16 protein-coding genes are annotated in these 17,180 nt (G+C 58.4%); 8 read left to right on the top strand and 8 right to left on the bottom strand.

Annotated features, from left to right (window positions below):
- Positions 1 to 48: 48 nt before the first annotated feature.
- Entirely contained in the window at positions 49 to 1,050 is a 1,002-nt protein-coding gene (locus ACA063_RS28775; protein WP_497664239.1) for a phosphate ABC transporter substrate-binding protein PstS, read from the bottom strand.
- A 231-nt stretch (positions 1,051 to 1,281) separates the two neighbouring features.
- Positions 1,282 to 2,580, bottom strand: a complete 1,299-nt coding sequence (locus ACA063_RS28780; protein ID WP_162436610.1) for an MFS transporter — start codon at positions 2,578 to 2,580, stop codon at positions 1,282 to 1,284.
- A gap of 364 nt (positions 2,581 to 2,944) precedes the next feature.
- Between ACA063_RS28780 and ACA063_RS28785 the strand changes: the two genes are divergently transcribed.
- Together ACA063_RS28785 and ACA063_RS28790 are read left to right on the top strand one after the other, a co-directional pair.
- Positions 2,945 to 3,349 carry an acyl-CoA thioesterase gene (locus ACA063_RS28785; protein ID WP_007896491.1) on the top strand — a complete coding sequence of 135 codons (405 nt, stop codon included), beginning with the start codon at positions 2,945 to 2,947 and terminating at the stop codon, positions 3,347 to 3,349.
- Positions 3,350 to 3,422: 73 nt separating this feature from the next.
- Positions 3,423 to 4,322 carry a D-hexose-6-phosphate mutarotase gene (locus ACA063_RS28790; protein ID WP_497664240.1) on the top strand — a complete coding sequence of 300 codons (900 nt, stop codon included), beginning with the start codon at positions 3,423 to 3,425 and terminating at the stop codon, positions 4,320 to 4,322.
- A 101-nt stretch (positions 4,323 to 4,423) separates the two neighbouring features.
- On the opposite strand, the gene ACA063_RS28795 is transcribed toward ACA063_RS28790, so the two are convergent.
- From ACA063_RS28795 to ACA063_RS28815, 5 genes are all read right to left on the bottom strand, one after another.
- Positions 4,424 to 4,960, bottom strand: a complete 537-nt coding sequence (locus ACA063_RS28795; RefSeq protein ID WP_497664241.1) for a DUF3299 domain-containing protein — start codon at positions 4,958 to 4,960, stop codon at positions 4,424 to 4,426.
- 88 nt (positions 4,961 to 5,048) lie between these two features.
- Positions 5,049 to 5,294: a GlsB/YeaQ/YmgE family stress response membrane protein gene (locus ACA063_RS28800; RefSeq protein ID WP_027926291.1), complete on the bottom strand. Its 246-nt coding sequence runs from the start codon at positions 5,292 to 5,294 to the stop codon at positions 5,049 to 5,051.
- A gap of 101 nt (positions 5,295 to 5,395) precedes the next feature.
- Entirely contained in the window at positions 5,396 to 6,478 is a 1,083-nt protein-coding gene (locus ACA063_RS28805; RefSeq protein ID WP_497664242.1) for a 5-(carboxyamino)imidazole ribonucleotide synthase, read from the bottom strand.
- Positions 6,479 to 6,489: 11 nt separating this feature from the next.
- Entirely contained in the window at positions 6,490 to 6,981 is a 492-nt protein-coding gene (purE, locus tag ACA063_RS28810; RefSeq protein WP_017341565.1) for a 5-(carboxyamino)imidazole ribonucleotide mutase, read from the bottom strand.
- Positions 6,982 to 7,314: 333 nt separating this feature from the next.
- Positions 7,315 to 8,232: a LysR substrate-binding domain-containing protein gene (locus ACA063_RS28815; protein WP_497664243.1), complete on the bottom strand. Its 918-nt coding sequence runs from the start codon at positions 8,230 to 8,232 to the stop codon at positions 7,315 to 7,317.
- 180 nt (positions 8,233 to 8,412) lie between these two features.
- Between ACA063_RS28815 and aspA the strand changes: the two genes are divergently transcribed.
- The 3 genes from aspA to ACA063_RS28830 all read left to right on the top strand — a co-directional run bounded on the left by aspA (position 8,413) and on the right by ACA063_RS28830 (position 12,797).
- Entirely contained in the window at positions 8,413 to 9,837 is a 1,425-nt protein-coding gene (gene aspA, locus ACA063_RS28820) for an aspartate ammonia-lyase (protein WP_162436605.1), read from the top strand.
- Between the two features lie 431 nt (positions 9,838 to 10,268).
- Entirely contained in the window at positions 10,269 to 11,720 is a 1,452-nt protein-coding gene (locus ACA063_RS28825; RefSeq protein WP_497664244.1) for an alanine/glycine:cation symporter family protein, read from the top strand.
- An 87-nt stretch (positions 11,721 to 11,807) separates the two neighbouring features.
- A complete protein-coding gene (locus ACA063_RS28830) occupies positions 11,808 to 12,797 on the top strand; it encodes an asparaginase (protein WP_497664245.1) in 990 nt (329 codons plus the stop codon).
- Between the two features lie 90 nt (positions 12,798 to 12,887).
- Here the strand turns inward: ACA063_RS28830 and ACA063_RS28835 are convergent, their stop codons facing one another.
- The gene (locus tag ACA063_RS28835) at positions 12,888 to 13,286 is read right to left on the bottom strand and encodes a hypothetical protein (protein WP_497664246.1); all 399 of its coding nucleotides are present in this window, start codon (positions 13,284 to 13,286) and stop codon (positions 12,888 to 12,890) included.
- Between the two features lie 339 nt (positions 13,287 to 13,625).
- Here ACA063_RS28835 and ACA063_RS28840 point away from each other — a divergent pair, with 339 nt between their 5' ends.
- From ACA063_RS28840 to ACA063_RS28850, 3 genes are all read left to right on the top strand, one after another.
- Positions 13,626 to 14,618, top strand: coding sequence for an AraC family transcriptional regulator (locus tag ACA063_RS28840; RefSeq protein ID WP_497664247.1), 993 nt, complete (start codon positions 13,626 to 13,628; stop codon positions 14,616 to 14,618).
- 259 nt (positions 14,619 to 14,877) lie between these two features.
- A complete protein-coding gene (locus ACA063_RS28845; protein WP_497664248.1) occupies positions 14,878 to 15,909 on the top strand; it encodes a histone deacetylase family protein in 1,032 nt (343 codons plus the stop codon).
- 12 nt (positions 15,910 to 15,921) lie between these two features.
- Positions 15,922 to 17,022, top strand: coding sequence for a polyamine ABC transporter substrate-binding protein (locus ACA063_RS28850; protein WP_497664249.1), 1,101 nt, complete (start codon positions 15,922 to 15,924; stop codon positions 17,020 to 17,022).
- Positions 17,023 to 17,180: the final 158 nt, after the last annotated feature.

Consider the following 17,180-nt stretch of genomic DNA (forward strand, 5'->3'; position numbering starts at 1 on the left):
CAAGCCAAGCGACCACACAGGTCCGGGGCGTACCCCGGGCCTAGGGTTTTACTTTTTTACGACTTCAGCGCCGCCTTCCTGCAGACCCAGGTCAGCTAGCGCTTTAGCAGCTACTTTGGCTGGCAGTGGGATGTAACCGTCTTTCACTACCACTTCCTGGCCCTGTTTCGACAGAACCAGCTTCACGAACTCGGCTTCCAGCGGAGCCAGAGGCTTGTTCGGGGCTTTGTTGACGTAAACGTAGAGGAAGCGGGACAGCGGATACTTGCCGTTCAGGGCGTTTTCTTCGGTGTCTTCGATGAAGTCAGTGCTGCCTTTCTTGGCCAGTGCAACCGTCTTCACGCTAGCGGTTTTGTAACCGATGCCCGAGTAACCGATGCCGTTCAGCGAGGAGCTGATCGACTGCACGACCGAAGCCGAACCGGGTTGTTCGTTGACGTTTGGCTTGTAGTCGCCTTTGCACAGGGCTTCTTCTTTGAAGTAGCCGTAGGTGCCGGATACCGAGTTACGACCGAACAGTTGAACCGGCTTGTTGGCCAGATCGCCGGTCACGCCCAGGTCACCCCAGGTTTTCACGTCGGCTTTAGCGCCACACAGACGAGTGGACGAGAAGATCGCGTCGACTTGTTCCATGGTCAGGTGCTGGATCGGGTTGTCTTTGTGCACGAACACCGCCAGGGCATCCACGGCAACCGGGATAGCGGTTGGCTTGTAACCGTACTTCTGCTCGAAGGCAGCCAGTTCGGTGTCTTTCATTTTGCGGCTCATCGGGCCCAGGTTAGAGGTGCCTTCAGTCAGCGCAGGTGGCGCAGTGGCGGAGCCAGCGGCCTGAATCTGGATGTTTACGTTCGGGTATTCTTTTTTGTAGTTCTCAGCCCAGAGGGTCATGAGGTTCGCCAGGGTATCGGAGCCGACGCTGGACAGGTTGCCCGACACACCAGTGGTCTTGGTGTAGCTCGGGATAGCAGGGTCAACAGCGGCAACCGCGTTGGCAGTCGCAACGCCAGCAGCGACAAAAGTCATTGCCGCCATCAAACGCTTCAGTTTCATGCCTTACTCCTAGCAGATAGGGTGTGTTAAGTCGGGGCCAAGTATCGGCAGGTCGTATGAACACTCTATGGCTGAAATATGACAATTGGATGAAAGGCCATCATTCGAGGTTTATCGGATAATTCATGCGCCCTGATCGCCAGCAGGCTGGCTCCCACATTGGAATGCATTTCAATGTGGGAGCCAGCCTGCTGGCGATAGGGCCGGTACATCTGCAGACAGTTTCGGGGATCAGCGCCCCTTCTTCCAGAGATACCCACCCACCAAAATCCCGACACCACAAATAATCGCGACGTAATAGGCTGGGCCCATCGGGCTCTCCTTCAGCAGCAGCGTCACCACCATCGGCGTCAAACCACCGAAAATGGCGTAGGCCAGGTTGTAGGAGAACGACAATCCGCTGAAGCGGACCACTGCCGGAAAGGCTTTGACCATCACATACGGCACTGCGCCAATGGTGCCGACCAGCAGACCGGTCAAGGCATACATCGGGAACAGCCAGTCAGGGTGATTGAACAGGCTGTGATAGAAAGTCCACGAGCTGATCAGTAGCGCAGCGCTGCCAAACACAAACACCCGTCCCGCGCCAAAGCGGTCGGCCAGCGCACCTGAAGCGACACAACCCAGGCTCAGGAACACAATGGCCAGACTGTTGGCCTGCAACGCGGTGGTTGGCGCGAAGTGGTAGACGGTCTGCAGCACGGTCGGGGTCATCAGGATGACCACGATGATGCCGGCAGACAGCAACCAGGTCAGCAGCATGGAGATCAGGATCGCCCCTCGGTGGTCACGCAATACAGCCTTCAGCGGCACTTCTTCGGCCAAAGCTTTACGCAATTGCAGCTCGGCAAACACCGGGGTCTCGTGTAACCAGCGGCGCAGGTAAACAGAGAACAGGCCGAACACACCGCCCAGCAGGAACGGGATCCGCCAGGCGTAGTCGGCGACTTCCACCGGGGTATAAATGCTGTTGATGGCCGTGGCGACCAACGAGCCCAGCAGGATACCCGCCGTCAGACCACTGGTCAGTGTGCCGCAGGCATAACCGATATGTCGTTGCGGTACGTGTTCGGAAACGAAGACCCACGCCCCCGGCACTTCACCACCAATCGCAGCGCCCTGAATGACCCGCATCAGCAGCAACAGGATCGGCGCCCACATGCCGATCTGTGCGTAAGTCGGCAACAAACCCATGATCAGGGTCGGTACGGCCATCATGAAAATACTGAGGGTGAACATCTTCTTGCGACCCAGCAGGTCGCCGAAGTGCGCCATCACAATGCCGCCCAACGGGCGAGCCAGGTAGCCCGCGGCGAAAATGCCGAAGGTTTGCATCAGGCGCAGCCACTCAGGCATGTCCGGGGGGAAAAACAGCTTGCCCACCACCGTGGCAAAGAACACGAAAATGATGAAGTCGTAGAACTCCAGCGCACCGCCCAGAGCGGACAGCGATAACGTCTTGTAGTCGTTGCGGGTCAGCGGACGTGCGGATTGTGTGGGCTGCGCGATATTCGAAGGCGCTGTGGTCATGGCAAGGGCTTCTCTTATAGTCGGATCTGCAACCCCAACAACGCTGGCGAGGGCTTGGGCAGGTCCGGCACGATAACAAATTGTTCGAAAAAGCACATAGATGTGCATATTTGACGGTCAAAATGAGAACCGGACGGTCGTCTCGGAGTCTACCGACCGATATACTCGCAATCTTGCAATGGCTGGAAAGGGTTGCTGTGCGAAAACGCCTGCCGGGGTTCATAGGCGATTTCGCAGAGTTTCCCTTTAGGCGCCTTACGAAAAACGTGACGAACGTAGTATGTTCGGGGCTGAATCGTTTTTTCTGAGACGGCTATTCACCTGAAGTACCAATGAAGAGTTACGGGTCAGAGGCACCCCCGGCATGATAGAGCTCGAACAAGAAGATCCAATCCCGCAAGGCGACCTGGCCTTGCAAATCACCGCACTTCCACGCGAAACCAACGGCTTTGGCGATATTTTCGGCGGCTGGCTGGTGGCGCAGATGGATTTGGCTGGCACCGCAATGGCCAGCAAGGTTGCCGGTGGCCGCGTGGCGACCGTTGCAATCGACCGCATGGCGTTTCTGGTACCGGTGGCAGTGGGCGCTCAGCTCTCCTTCTATACCCAGGCCCTGGAAATCGGCCGCAGCTCGATTCAGATGATGGTCGAAGTCTGGAGCGACGACCCGCTGTCCAGCGAGTGGCGTAAAGTGACCGAAGCCGTGTTTGTATTTGTCGCGATCGATGGCAGCGGACGCACGCGTTCGGTTCCGCCAAGAGCCCGCTGACCAACAGCCCCGTTAAACCCGGCGGCTGTTTCGCGGTCCATTGCAGTCATTGTTCCTGATCGAGAGTTGCCCCATGAGTACGCCCAACGTAGAAGCCATGAAACTGGATGAACTGAACTGCTGGCGCATCCGCCACGGTCAGGCGGAATTGCTGGTCGCCCAGCAAGGCGCGCACATCCTCAGTTATCAAGTGGCCGGCCAACCGCCGGTGATCTGGCTCAACGACGAGGCGGTGTTCAAGACCGGTAAGAGCATCCGCGCCGGTGTTCCGGTGTGCTGGCCGTGGTTCGGCAATTTTGCGCGCAACCCTCAGAGCGTTCAGGCGATGCGCGTCAGCAACGAAGAACCCACGGCTCACGGGCTGGTGCGGGCAATGGACTGGGAGTTGGGCGGCATCGAAACCGAGGGCGAAAGCCTGAAGGTCGAATTCCTCCTGCCCTACCCCGAAGGCGGATTGCCGGGCTGGCCGCATCAAGTGGATCTGAAACTGAGCATTCGTCTGGATGAGCAGTTGCACATCAGCCTGACCAGCCAGAACCAGGGAACCGAAACCGTCACCATCAGCCAGGCGTTGCACAGCTATTTCGCGGTGAGCGACGTACGCAATGTGCACGTCGAAGGGCTGGATGGGTTGAGCTATATCGAGACCCTGGACGACTGGAAGACCGTGACTCAATCCGGTGACCTGCGCTTCAGCGGCGAGACCGATCGGATCTACCTCGACACCCCGGCGCAGCTGAGCATCGTCGACCCGACCTGGAAACGGCGTATCGAGTTGACCAGCGTCGGCTCACGCACTGCCGTGATCTGGAACCCCTGGATCGAGCGCGCTGCGGCGTTCAGCGACATGGCTGATGATGGCTGGCAGCGCATGCTGTGCATCGAGACGGCGAATGTGATGGGTGATGTGGTGGCATTGGCGCCAGGGGCCAGCCATACACTCGGCGTCAGCATCGCCAGCAAGCCGCTTTAAGATCAAAAGATCGCAGCCTCGTTTCACTCGACAGCTCCTACTGATATCGGCGTAGGAGCTGTCGAGTGAAACGAGGCTGCGATCTTTTAAGCCAACCTGAATTACAGATCTGATTCCTGCACCACCCGCACCTTCGCCGCATCCAGCGCATACGCCGCGTCGGCCAGGTCATTGTTGACCTTCTCGACCTTCAACGTTCCGGTCACCCACAGCGGCGTGTAGATATCGTCCAGCTTCAAGCCCTTCGGATACCTCACCAGCACCAACTGATTAGGCGGTGGTGGCGGCACGTGAATGCAGGCGCCAGGGTATGGCACGAGGAAGAACAGCGTGCTGCGCCCCTTCGCGTCGCTTTCCAACGGCACCGGGTAACCGCCAATACGGATGTTCTTGTCGTTCATCGACGGTACGGTTTTGGTGGAATACATCACCGCCGGCAACCCCTTGCTCTGCTTCATGCCACCCTTTTGGGTAAAGGTGCCATCGCTTTCGGGGGAGTTGTGATCGATTTCGGGCATGGCCTCGAGGGCTTTCTGGTCCGACTTGGGCATCAGTTCGAGCCAGTCGGTTTCCGGCAACTCGCTGCCGTGGACCAGGCTGGTTCCCAGTAAAAGAAAGGTCAACAGAAGACGGCGCATGAACGTGCTCGGATAAGAAAGGGATAACGAATCGCCGAGCATTTTAGCCCTCCCGGCTTGCGCAGCCGAGAGGACTTTGTCGCCTGGATCAGTTCTTTTTGATCAGGCCGTAGATCACCAGCAACACCACGGCGCCCACCAGCGCACCAATAAAGCCTGCGCCTTCGCCAGCGTGGTAGATGCCCAAAGCCTGGCCGCCATAAGTGGCCGCCAACGAACCGCCAATACCGAGCAGGATGGTCATGATCCAGCCCATGCTGTCGTCACCTGGTTTCAGAAACCGGGCCAGCAGGCCGACGATCAAGCCGATAAAGATGGTTCCAATAATTCCCATGACATTTCCCTCTGAGTAAGTGACTAAAGCCTAGTCAGACTTTTGCATACTGCCATGAGAGAACGGCGGTCCTTGAATGGTTCCGCCGCCGTCAGATGAAACTATTCAGCAATGAGCGCCTGGACCTTGATGATCTGCTGCTCCAGCGTGGCTTTGTCGGCGCAGCGCAGGTTGGCGTGACCGACCTTGCGACCCACCTTGAACGCCTTGCCATAGTGGTGCAGATGGCAATCGGCAATCGCGATCACTTTCTCTACCGGTGGAACGACGCCGATGAAGTTGAGCATCGCGCTCTCGCCGACCTTGGCCGTCGAACCCAGCGGCAGACCGGCAACGGCCCGCAAGTGGTTTTCGAACTGGCTGCACTCGGCGCCTTCGGTGGTCCAGTGTCCGGAGTTGTGGACCCGCGGGGCGATTTCGTTGGCCTTGAGGCCACCGTCGACTTCAAAGAATTCGAATGCCATCACGCCAACGTAGTCCAGCTGCTTGAGCACGCGGCTGGAGTAGTCTTCAGCCAAGGCTTGCAACGGGTGGTCGGTGCTGGCCACGGACAGTTTCAGAATGCCGCTGTCGTGGGTGTTGTGAACCAGCGGATAGAACTTCGTTTCACCATCGCGAGCACGCACGGCGATCAGAGAGACTTCACCGGTGAACGGTACAAAGCCTTCCAGCAGACAGGCAACGCTGCCCAGCTCGGCAAACGTACCGACCACATCTTCAGGTTTGCGCAGCACTTTCTGACCCTTGCCGTCGTAACCCAAGGTGCGGGTTTTCAACACGGCCGGCAGACCGATCGAAGCCACGGCGGCGTCCAGATCGGCTTGCGACTGAATGTCAGCGAACGCCGGGGTTGGAATACCCAGGTCCTTGAACATGCTCTTTTCGAACCAGCGATCGCGGGCGATGCGCAGGGCTTCGGCACTCGGGTACACCGGAACGAATTGCGACAGGAATGCCACGGTTTCGGCCGGCACGCTTTCGAACTCGAAAGTCACCAGATCGACTTCATCGGCCAGCTGACGCAGGTGGTCCTGATCGCCGTAATCGGCCCGCAGGTGTTCGCCCAACGCAGCGGCGCAAGCATCCGGCGCCGGGTCGAGGAAAGCGAAGTTCATGCCCAGCGGAGTACCCGCCAGCGCCAACATGCGACCCAACTGGCCGCCACCGATTACACCGATCTTCATCGTCAACAACCTCAGGCGATGCGTGGGTCTGGATTTTCCAGGACGCTGTCTGTCTGCTCAGCACGGAAAGTTTTCAACACCGCATGGAACTGCGGATGCTTGGCGCCCAGGATACTCGCCGACAGCAATGCGGCGTTGATCGCGCCAGCCTTGCCGATGGCCAGAGTGGCAACCGGAATGCCCGCGGGCATCTGCACAATAGAGAGCAGGGAATCGACGCCCGACAGCATCGACGACTGCACCGGCACGCCGAGCACCGGCAGGTGGGTTTTGGCCGCACACATGCCCGGCAAGTGGGCCGCGCCGCCGGCACCGGCGATAATCACCTCGATGCCACGCGCCTCGGCCTCTTCGGCATACTGGAACAGCAGATCCGGGGTGCGGTGGGCAGAGACCACTTTCACCTCGTATGGAATGCCGAGCTTTTCCAGCATATCGGCGGTGTGGCTAAGGGTGGACCAATCGGACTTGGAGCCCATGATCACGCCAACCAGTGCACTCATCGTCGTGCCTCATCTCTCTGGGCGCCCGCAGGCGCGTCAAAAAACAACAAGCCACGCAGAATGCGTGGCTTGATTGTACGAAAAATGGCCGGTCGTGACCGGCCGAAGGCCGCGCAGTATACCTCAATGGAGCAGATAAACAGCCCCCGTTACGACCATCTGTCATACGGCGCAAAGTGCCGGTTTTACTGACTTTAAGGTCAGCTGAAGAACAACACAAATCCCCTGTGGGAGCGAGCCTGCTCGCGATAGCGGTGGGTCAGTCACTATTGATGGTGAATGTTAGTCCGTCATCGCGAGCAGGCTCGCTCCCACATTGGATCTTTACCGGTTTCAAGAACCGGTTGTGCCTTGCGCGGCGCCACCTTCAAGCTTGCGCCACAACAACCGCACGTTGGCTTTGCGCACCAGTGCACAGCGGTACAACCGGATCTCGAGCGGCACATGCCATTGCGCACCGCCGCAGACCACCAGCTCACCGCGCGCCAGTTCGGCGCGCACGCTGAGTTGCGGAACCCACGCAATGCCCAAACCTTCCAGCGCCATGCTTTTCAGACTGTCCGCCATGGCCGTTTCATAAATGGTGGTGAAGCGCAGCGCGCGCTGGCGCAGCAGCATGTTCACCGAACGACCCAAAAACGCACCGGCGCTGTAGGCCAGCAACGGCACACTCGCCTCGCCTTCGAGATCGAACAGCGGCTTTCCGTCGGCATCCGCCGCGCATACCGGCAGCATTTCGGTATGCCCAAGGTGCAGCGACGGGAAAATCTCGGGATCCATCTGCAGCGCTGCATCCGGATCGTAAAACGCCAGCATCAAGTCGCAGCCACCTTCACGTAATGCATGCACCGCGTCGCCAACGTTGGTCGCCACCAGCCGTGTGGCGATGTTCAGGCCTTCGTTACGCAGCTGAGCAATCCAGCGCGGAAAGAAGCCCAGCGCCAGCGAGTGAGCAGCTGCCACTTGCATCACTTCGCCCTGCCCACCCTCCAGATGATGCAGGTGACGCAACACTTCACCGAGTTGTTCGACCACGGTTCTCGCAGTCACCAGAAACAGCTGCCCCGCCGCAGTCAGTTCGATGGGGGTGCGCGAACGATTGACCAGTTGCAGACCCAACGCCGTTTCAAGGCTGCGGATTCGGCGACTGAACGCCGGCTGCGTCACAAAGCGTCGCTCCGCCGCCTGGGAGAAGCTGCGCGTCGCGGCCAGGGCGCTGAAGTCCTCAAGCCATTTACTTTCCAGATTCATCACGCCCTCCCGGACACGCACCAAATTAGGTCGCACGCTCGCCGCAATCACGGCGTCACACGGGCATTATGCCGAATTTGCATAGGGCAGTGTTTAAAGGCATTGGCCGAAAATTCTCTACAAGCCTAGCATTTGCGGTGTTCCGGCACAGACCGGGTCCATATCGAGATGATTTCTATCATGTCCTCCGCTGCATCTTTCCGCACAGAAAAAGACCTGCTTGGCGTACTCGAAGTACCGGCTCAAGCGTATTACGGCATCCAGACCCTGCGAGCGGTGAACAACTTCCGTCTCTCCGGCGTTCCGATTTCGCACTATCCGAAGCTGGTTGTCGGTCTGGCAATGGTCAAACAGGCCGCCGCTGACGCCAACCGTGAGCTGGGTCACCTGAGCGACGCCAAGCACGCAGCTATCAGCGAAGCCTGTGCACGACTGATCCGCGGCGATTTCCACGAAGAGTTCGTGGTGGACATGATTCAAGGCGGCGCTGGCACTTCAACCAACATGAATGCCAACGAAGTCATCGCCAACATCGCGCTGGAGGCCATGGGTCACCAGAAGGGCGAATACCAGTACCTGCACCCGAACAACGACGTGAACATGGCGCAGTCGACCAACGACGCCTATCCGACCGCGATCCGTCTGGGTCTGCTGTTGGGTCACGACGCCCTGCTCGCCAGCCTCGACAGCCTGATCCAGGCGTTCGCTGCCAAAGGTGAAGAATTCAGCCACGTATTGAAGATGGGCCGTACCCAACTGCAAGACGCTGTGCCGATGACCCTGGGCCAGGAATTCCGTGCGTTCGCCACCACCCTGGGTGAAGACCTGGCACGCCTGAAAACACTGGCGCCAGAGCTTCTGACCGAAGTGAACCTGGGCGGCACCGCCATCGGTACCGGCATCAACGCCGATCCGCGTTACCAGCACCTGGCCGTTCAGCGCCTGGCACTGATCAGCGGTCAACCGCTGGTTCCAGCGGCCGACCTGATCGAAGCCACGTCGGACATGGGCGCCTTCGTACTGTTCTCCGGCATGCTCAAGCGTACCGCCGTCAAACTGTCGAAGATCTGCAATGACCTGCGCCTGCTGTCCAGCGGTCCACGTACCGGCATCAACGAAATCAACCTGCCAGCGCGTCAGCCAGGCAGCTCGATCATGCCAGGCAAGGTCAACCCGGTTATTCCGGAAGCCGTGAACCAGGTAGCGTTCCAGATCATCGGTAACGATTTGGCGCTGACCATCGCAGCCGAAGGCGGCCAGTTGCAACTGAACGTGATGGAGCCGCTGATCGCGTTCAAGATCTTCGACTCGATCCGCCTGCTGCAACGCGCCATGGACATGCTGCGCGAGCACTGCATCGTCGGCATCACCGCCAACGAAGCGCGCTGCCGCGAACTGGTCGAGCACTCGATCGGCCTGGTGACTGCGCTGAACCCGTACATCGGCTATGAAAACGCCACCCGTATCGCCCGCATCGCCCTCGAAAGCGGCCGCGGCGTGCTGGAGCTGGTGCGCGAAGAAGGCTTGCTCGACGACGAAATGCTCGCCGACATCCTGCGTCCGGAAAACATGATTGCTCCGCGTCTGGTGCCTTTAAAGGCTTGACCAAACGCTGTAGTTACCGCTCACCAGGTCGAGGGACTAGACACCTCTCACCTTTTGAGGGCTTGGGGATTTATTCCCCAGGCCCTTTTTTTTAAAAGCAAAAAGATCAAAAGATCGCAGCCTTCGGCAGCTCCTACATTTGAAATGCATTCCCCTGTAGGAGCTGCCGAAGGCTGCGATCTTTTGATCTTGCACCACCTCCGTGCAGACGGGCGCCGCACTCATCGGTATAGTGCCGCCCCTCTTCGCATGAGCGGTCGTCGGTAACGAGGCCACAACCCATGCGAACCCCGAACTAATAACAAACCCGCAATTTGGAACCGGGACGAAACCTTCGCCTCGCCTGTTTTGCCGCGCGCAATCCGGTGTAACGCGATGTTTCCGCTCCGCCCAGCATGTTGCTCTACATAAAAAACAGCGAGGAATACTCCATGCTCGAAGTCATTAACGACTTCCTCTCAGGGAAAGTACTGATCGTGCTCATTGTCGGGCTCGGTAGCTACTTCACGATCCGCTCGCGTTTCGTACAACTGCGTCACTTTTTCCACATGTTCGCGGTGTTCCGCGACAGCCTCAAAAGCAGTGCCGGCCAACTCAGCTCCTTTCAGGCCCTGATGCTCAGCCTGGCGGGTCGTGTCGGTGCAGGCAACATTGCCGGTGTCGGCATCGCCGTTACCCTGGGTGGCCCGGGCGCGGTGTTCTGGATGTGGGTGACCGCGCTGGTCGGCATGTCCAGCAGCTTCTTCGAATGCTCCCTCGGCCAGCTCTACAAGCGCTGCGACTCCGACGGCACCTACCGTGGCGGCCCGTCTTACTACATCCAGCACGGCCTGCAAAAACGCTGGCTGGGCATGATCATGGCGTTCCTGCTGCTGATCACCTTCGGCTTTGCCTTCAACGGCCTGCAGTCCCACGCCGTCACTCACTCGCTAAACAACGCTTTCGGCCTCGACACCACCTACACCGGCATCGGTCTGGCCGTGCTGTTGGGCCTGGTGTTCATCGGTGGCATCAAGCGCATCGCCAAGGTCGCAGACCTGCTGGTACCGGTGAAAACCCTGGTGTACATCGGCGTGACCATCTACGTGATCGTGCTGCAATTCGATCAGGTGCCAGGCATGTTGATGACCATCGTCAAAAGCGCTTTCGGTCTCGATCAGGCCTTCGGCGGCCTGATCGGCAGCGCGATTGTGATGGGCGTGAAGCGCGGCGTGTTCGCCAACGAGGCTGGTCTGGGCAGTGCGCCTAACGTGGCCGCCGTGGCGTCGGTCGAGCACCCGGTGGCGCAAGGCGTGGTTCAGGCATTCAGCGTGTTCCTCGATACCTTCGTGATCTGCACCTGCACCGCATTGCTGATCCTGCTCTCGGGCTTCTATACCCCAGGCTTCGAAGGCGACGGCATTGCCCTGACCCAGAACTCCCTGGCCGCCGTGGTCGGTGACTGGGGCCGCATGTTTATCTCGGTCGCGTTGGCGTTATTCGTGTTCACCTCGATCCTCTACAACTACTACCTGGGCGAGAGCAACCTGCGCTTCCTGATCGGCGAAAACCGTAAGGCGCTGATTGGCTACCGCGCATTGGTCCTGGTGCTGATCTTCTGGGGCGCTATCGAGAACCTTGGCACCGTGTTCGCGTTCGCCGACATCACCATGACCATGCTCGCCTTCGTGAACCTGATCGCGCTGTTTCTGCTGTTCAAGGTCGGTATGCGCATCCTGCGTGACTACGATGACCAGCGTGCTGCCGGCATCAAGACGCCGGTATTTGATTCGAGCAAGTTCCCGGACCTGGACCTGGATCTGAAAGCCTGGCCAGCGCATCCGCCAGCAGCCGCTCTGAAGGCAGAAGCTGAGCCGCAAGGCGTACCCGCAGCGCAACGCTGATCGGTTAAAGTTCTCGATACCCTATGTAGGAGTGAGCCGGCCACTGGTTCGCTCTTACAGGGAAGTCATTGCTCTCGGAGAACCAACATGAATTCCTCGACCTACCCCGCCGCCCAGCACGTCATGGTGCTCTACACCGGTGGCACCATCGGCATGCAAGCGAGTGCACACGGTCTGGCCCCGGCGTCCGGTTTCGAAGCACGGATGCGTGAGTACCTGCACAGCCAGCCTGAATTGGTGGTGCCGCAGTGGCGCTTTCGCGAGATGTCGCCGTTGATCGACAGCGCGAACATGTCACCGGCTTACTGGCAGCAATTGCGCGAAGCGGTGGTCGACGCTGTTGATGTGAAAGGCTGCGACAGCGTGCTGATCCTTCACGGCACGGACACCCTCGCCTACAGCGCCGCGGCCATGAGTTTTCAATTGCTCGGCCTGCACGCTCGCGTCGTTTTCACTGGTTCCATGCTGCCCGCTGGCGTGACGGACAGCGATGCCTGGGAAAACCTGAGCGGCGCGCTGGTGGCCCTTGGGAAAGGTTTGGCACCGGGCGTACACCTGTACTTCCACGGCGAACTGCTGGACCCGACCCGTTGCGCGAAAGTACGCAGTTTTGGGCGCCATCCGTTCAAGTTGCTGGCGCGTCAGGGTGGCGGAACGAAAGCGACCACCCTGCCGCCGCAGCTCAACTACAACCAGCCTAAACAACTGGCCAACGTTGCCGTGCTGCCGTTATTCCCGGGGATTGGCGCCGAGCAGCTGGATGGCTTGCTGAACAGCGGTATCCAGGGTCTGGTGCTGGAGTGCTATGGCAGCGGTACCGGGCCAAGCGACAATCCGGCATTTCTCGCCGCGCTTTCGCGAGCGCGAGACAACGGTGTGGTGGTTGTCGCGGTAACGCAGTGCCATGAAGGCGGCGTTGAGCTGGATCTCTACGAGGCTGGCAGCCGGTTGCGTGGTGTCGGCGTGTTGTCAGGTGGCGGCATGACCCGCGAAGCGGCGTTCGGCAAGATGCATGCACTGATGGGGGCGGGGCTCGAAACCGCTGAAGTGCGGCAATTGATTGAACTGGATCTGTGAGGTGATCTGTATAGAGTCTGAATCGTACTAATTTTAGTGGACTAGCGCTGACAATGTAACTCTCTTTAAAAGAGGGTTACATTGTCAGCGCTAGAACGGATCAATACTGAAAAGCCCATCCGTCAGGTTGACGTACGGACTTTCACTTGGCATCTGAATGCTAAAGCTACCATGCGCCGAATAGCGCTCCTCGTCATAATTAAACGTTAATCTCCCAGTCGCCGACGTATAGGGTACGCCCTCGACAAATAATATCAGCCATGTCGATCCGTTGGGTATGATAACTTCCTTCCCATAATTTTCCGTTGACGTTCTAATCCGGACACCGTTTTTAGAAGGAAGCTCCCCTACTCTATTAAAAATTGCCTCCATCATAGTACCGCTACCACTTATATCGTACGCCGAGTAAACAAACTCCTGATTGTCCATCGTGACTTTAAGTTGTCCTGCAAAAAGCCCTACTTTTTTTCCAATTTTTTGCGAATCCATTTTTCATCATCCCACTGAAAGTAAGAATAAATGTGCGTTGCAATTTCACGCTAGCTCTCGTCTCTCATTGGGTCAAATAAAATACGCATAAAAACCAACACTCTAATAAGCCACAAGTGAGATCTGACCAACGGCAACCAATCACACGAACAACTGACACTTATGACAGTAGATTCATTAATTTAAATACTTCAAAATAAATAGGCGTGGAGCCACATACTACCAACAGGAGCATTTATATAATTAAAAACTTCTCCTTATTAGGTGCTCTTATTAGAGATCAATAAAACGGGCGCAAATGTTGCATAGTTTCAAGCCTGACCAACGCCGGACGACCGAATGCTCCACTCCCACCTCACCACCCTCAATGCTGTTTCTCTGGTGCTCAACGCCTTCAAGGGCCAAGGCCTGTCCAGCGAAGCGCTGCTCGCCGGCAGCGGTATCAGTGCAGCGGACCTGAACCGGGCAGACACGCGCATCACCACCAACCAAGAGATGCAAGTGTGCGCCAACGCTGTGGCGCTCAAGCGCGATATCGGCCTGGAACTGGGGCGTCGGATGCACGTTTCTTCCTACGGCATGCTCGGTTATGCACTGCTCACCAGTGCCACCTTCGGTGACGCGTTACGTCTGGCCATGCGTTATCCGGCGCTGTTGGGAACACTTTTCGAACTGAGCCTGGAAGAAGACGGCGAGCGTATCTGGTTCGTGGCCGCCGATTACCGAGAGAATCCGGCGCTGGCCGTGTTCAACGCCGAGTTTTGCCTGGTGTCGCTGAAAGTCATCTGCGACGACCTGCTCGGGCATTCGCTGCCGTTGCTGGCGACTCGCTTCGAGCATGGTGCGCCAGACTATCAGGCGACTTACGCCGAGCACTTCAACTGCCCACTGCACTTCGACGCCCGGGACAACGCCTTCGCGTTCGACAAACGCTGGCTCGACGAACCCTTACCGCTCGCAGACGTTATCACCCACCAGGCCATGGCCGAACGCTGCCGCAAACAAAACACCGAGTTCACCGGGCGCCAGGCCTGGCTGGGGCGGATTCGTCAGTTGCTGCGCGCGCAGTTGAATGCAGCGCCGGGGCTGGAAGGTCTGGCGCAACAGATGAATTGTTCAGCACGCACCTTGCGCCGGCATCTGAAGGATCTGGGGTGCAGCTATCAGGAATTGCTCGACGAATTGCGCTTTGAGCAAGCCAAGTTGATGCTCTGTGAAGATCAGCTGCCGATCTACCGGATCGCCGAAGCGCTGGGATTCAGCGAGACCGCGAGCTTTCGCCATGCGTTCGTGCGCTGGAGTGGCGTGGCGCCCAGTCAGTTCCGGCCTTGATATGTGGCGAGGGAGCTTGCTCCCGCTGGTCTGCGCAGCAAACCCGAATAAAACGCCGCATTTCTCACTCCAGATAGCAGGGTTACCGGATTACGACTGCTGCGCAGCCGAGCGGGAGCAAGCTCCCTCGCCACAGAGGGGCGAATTTCGGTCAACTATTTTGGCCACATAAATCCCCTTTTGGCCTTTCCTGCCGTTCTCCCAAACGCCTTGCGCCGCAAAACTGTGTTCAACCGAATCAGCCTGCGGAGAACAAGAAATGCTGACGATCTACTCGGATGACCACCATCTGCACCACGGCCGTTGTGAACTGATCGACGGGCAACTCAAACCCTGCTTCGAGATGCCCTCCCGTGCCGACCATGTCCTGCAACGGGTGCAACACCAGCAACTGGGTCCCGTGGAAGCGCCGAAAGATTTTGGCCTCGACCCCATCGCGCGCATCCACAGCCGCGACTACCTCGACTTCTTCAAAAGCGCGTGGGCACGCTGGACTGAATTCAACACCGACGGCGACCTGCTGCCCTACACCTGGCCAGCGCGGACCTTGCGTGCGATCAAACCCACCAGCCTGCACGGCCAACTGGGTTATTACAGCTTCGACGGCGGTGCCCCCATTACCGCCGGTACCTGGCAAGCAGCGTACAGCGCGGCCCAGGTTGCATTGACCGCACAGGCAGAAATCCAGCGCGGCGCCCGCAGTGCATTCGCCCTGTGCCGCCCGCCGGGACACCATGCTGCCAGCGACTTGATGGGCGGTTATTGCTACCTCAACAACGCCGCCATCGCCGCCCAGGCGTTCCTCGATCAAGGCCACAAAAAAGTCGCGATCCTCGACGTCGACTACCACCACGGCAACGGCACACAATCGATTTTCTACGCGCGCAGCGACGTGCTGTTCACCTCGATCCACGGCCACCCGGAAGCTGAATTTCCGTTCTTCCTCGGCTATGAGGACGAGCTCGGCGAAGGCGCGGGTGAAGGCTTCAACTTCAACTACCCTTTGCCGGCGGGCAGTGGTTGGGACAGCTGGAGTGCCGCGCTTGAGCAGGCGTGCAAAGAGATCGAAACCTACGGTGCGGACATCGTCGTCGTGTCCCTGGGCGTCGACACGTTCAAGGACGATCCCATTTCGCAGTTCAAACTCGACAGCCCGGACTATCTGGCCATGGGCGAGCGCATCGCCAAACTGGGCAAGCCGACACTGTTCGTGATGGAAGGTGGTTACGCCGTCGAAGAAATCGGCATCAATGCCGTGAACGTACTCGAAGGTTTTGAAAGCGCTCAATAAGGAATAAAAACAATGAACAGACTCAAGCGCCTTATGGCCCCGATGCTGTGCGCCTCGGTGCTCAGCGGAGCCGTTCACGCTGAAGAGCGAACGTTGCGCGTCTACAACTGGTTCGACTACATCACCCCCAAGGCACTGGAAGATTTCAAGGCCCAGAACACCCAGACCAAGCTGGTCTACGACATCTTCGATACCAACGAAGCCTTGGAAGCCAAGCTGCTGACGGGCAACTCCGGCTATGACGTCGTGGTGCCTTCCAACGTGTTCCTGGCCAAGCAGATTGAAGCCGGAGTGTTCCAGCCGCTGGACCGAAGCAAACTGCCGAACTGGAATCACCTCGATCCCAAGTTGATGAAGCTGATCGAAGCCAACGACCCGGGCAACAAGTTTGCCGTGCCATACATGTACGGCACCATCCTGATCGGGTTCAACCCGGACAAGGTCAAAGCCGCCCTGGGTGATAACGCACCTGTCGACAGTTGGGACCTGATCTTCAAGGAGGAAAACCTCAGCAAGCTCAAGCAGTGCGGCGTCGCCCTGCTCGATTCGCCGTCGGAGATCCTGCCGCTGGCCCTGCAGCATCTCGGCCTGGACCCCAACAGCAAGAAGCCGGCGGATTACGCCAAGGCTGAAGCGTTGCTGATGAAAATCCGTCCGTACATCACTTACTTCCACTCCTCCAAATACATGGCCGACATCGCCAACGGTGACATCTGCGTCGCCGTCGGTTACTCCGGCAGCTTCTCCCAGGCCGCCAACCGCGCCAAGGAAGCCAAGAACGGTGTGGTCGTCGACATGCGCTTGCCGAAGGAGGGTGCGCCGATCTGGTTCGACATGCTCGCGATTCCAAAAGGCGCGAAGAACACTGAGGATGCCTACACCTTCATCAACTACCTGCTGCAACCGCAAGTGATCGCGCCTGTCAGCGATTTCGTTGGCTACCCGAATCCTAACAAGGACGCTACGCAACTGGTCGACCCGGGCATCCGTAACAACCCGAACCTGTACCCGACCGACGCTGCCATGGAAACGCTTTACACCCTGCAACCCTTGCCGCGTGATGCAGAACGCGCGCGGACGCGCGCCTGGACGAAGATCAAATCCGGGACCTGAAACAATCGCGCAAGCAACACCTGGGGCCGCCGCTGCTGCCCTATCGCCTGAAGACCCGCGTATTCGCGGGTTTTTTTTGACTGCTATAAATACCTACCACACCCCTGGATTCACCGCCTTTTACCTTCGATGCCATCGCCAGGATTGACACGTTCGTC

This window comes from Pseudomonas sp. LBUM1643 (assembly GCF_059716215.1).

Bases quoted from the DNA above. Each gene is read 5' to 3' on its own strand.
- ACA063_RS28775 (WP_497664239.1), bottom strand. From the start codon at position 1,050: ATGAAACTGAAGCGTTTGATGGCGGCAATGACTTTTGTCGCTGCTGGC.
- ACA063_RS28780 (WP_162436610.1), bottom strand. From the start codon at position 2,580: ATGACCACAGCGCCTTCGAATATCGCGCAGCCCACACAATCCGCACGT.
- ACA063_RS28785 (WP_007896491.1), top strand. From the start codon at position 2,945: ATGATAGAGCTCGAACAAGAAGATCCAATCCCGCAAGGCGACCTGGCC.
- ACA063_RS28790 (WP_497664240.1), top strand. From the start codon at position 3,423: ATGAGTACGCCCAACGTAGAAGCCATGAAACTGGATGAACTGAACTGC.
- ACA063_RS28795 (WP_497664241.1), bottom strand. From the start codon at position 4,960: ATGCGCCGTCTTCTGTTGACCTTTCTTTTACTGGGAACCAGCCTGGTC.
- ACA063_RS28800 (WP_027926291.1), bottom strand. From the start codon at position 5,294: ATGGGAATTATTGGAACCATCTTTATCGGCTTGATCGTCGGCCTGCTG.
- ACA063_RS28805 (WP_497664242.1), bottom strand. From the start codon at position 6,478: ATGAAGATCGGTGTAATCGGTGGCGGCCAGTTGGGTCGCATGTTGGCG.
- purE (WP_017341565.1), bottom strand. From the start codon at position 6,981: ATGAGTGCACTGGTTGGCGTGATCATGGGCTCCAAGTCCGATTGGTCC.
- ACA063_RS28815 (WP_497664243.1), bottom strand. From the start codon at position 8,232: ATGAATCTGGAAAGTAAATGGCTTGAGGACTTCAGCGCCCTGGCCGCG.
- aspA (WP_162436605.1), top strand. From the start codon at position 8,413: ATGTCCTCCGCTGCATCTTTCCGCACAGAAAAAGACCTGCTTGGCGTA.
- ACA063_RS28825 (WP_497664244.1), top strand. From the start codon at position 10,269: ATGCTCGAAGTCATTAACGACTTCCTCTCAGGGAAAGTACTGATCGTG.
- ACA063_RS28830 (WP_497664245.1), top strand. From the start codon at position 11,808: ATGAATTCCTCGACCTACCCCGCCGCCCAGCACGTCATGGTGCTCTAC.
- ACA063_RS28835 (WP_497664246.1), bottom strand. From the start codon at position 13,286: ATGGATTCGCAAAAAATTGGAAAAAAAGTAGGGCTTTTTGCAGGACAA.
- ACA063_RS28840 (WP_497664247.1), top strand. From the start codon at position 13,626: ATGCTCCACTCCCACCTCACCACCCTCAATGCTGTTTCTCTGGTGCTC.
- ACA063_RS28845 (WP_497664248.1), top strand. From the start codon at position 14,878: ATGCTGACGATCTACTCGGATGACCACCATCTGCACCACGGCCGTTGT.
- ACA063_RS28850 (WP_497664249.1), top strand. From the start codon at position 15,922: ATGAACAGACTCAAGCGCCTTATGGCCCCGATGCTGTGCGCCTCGGTG.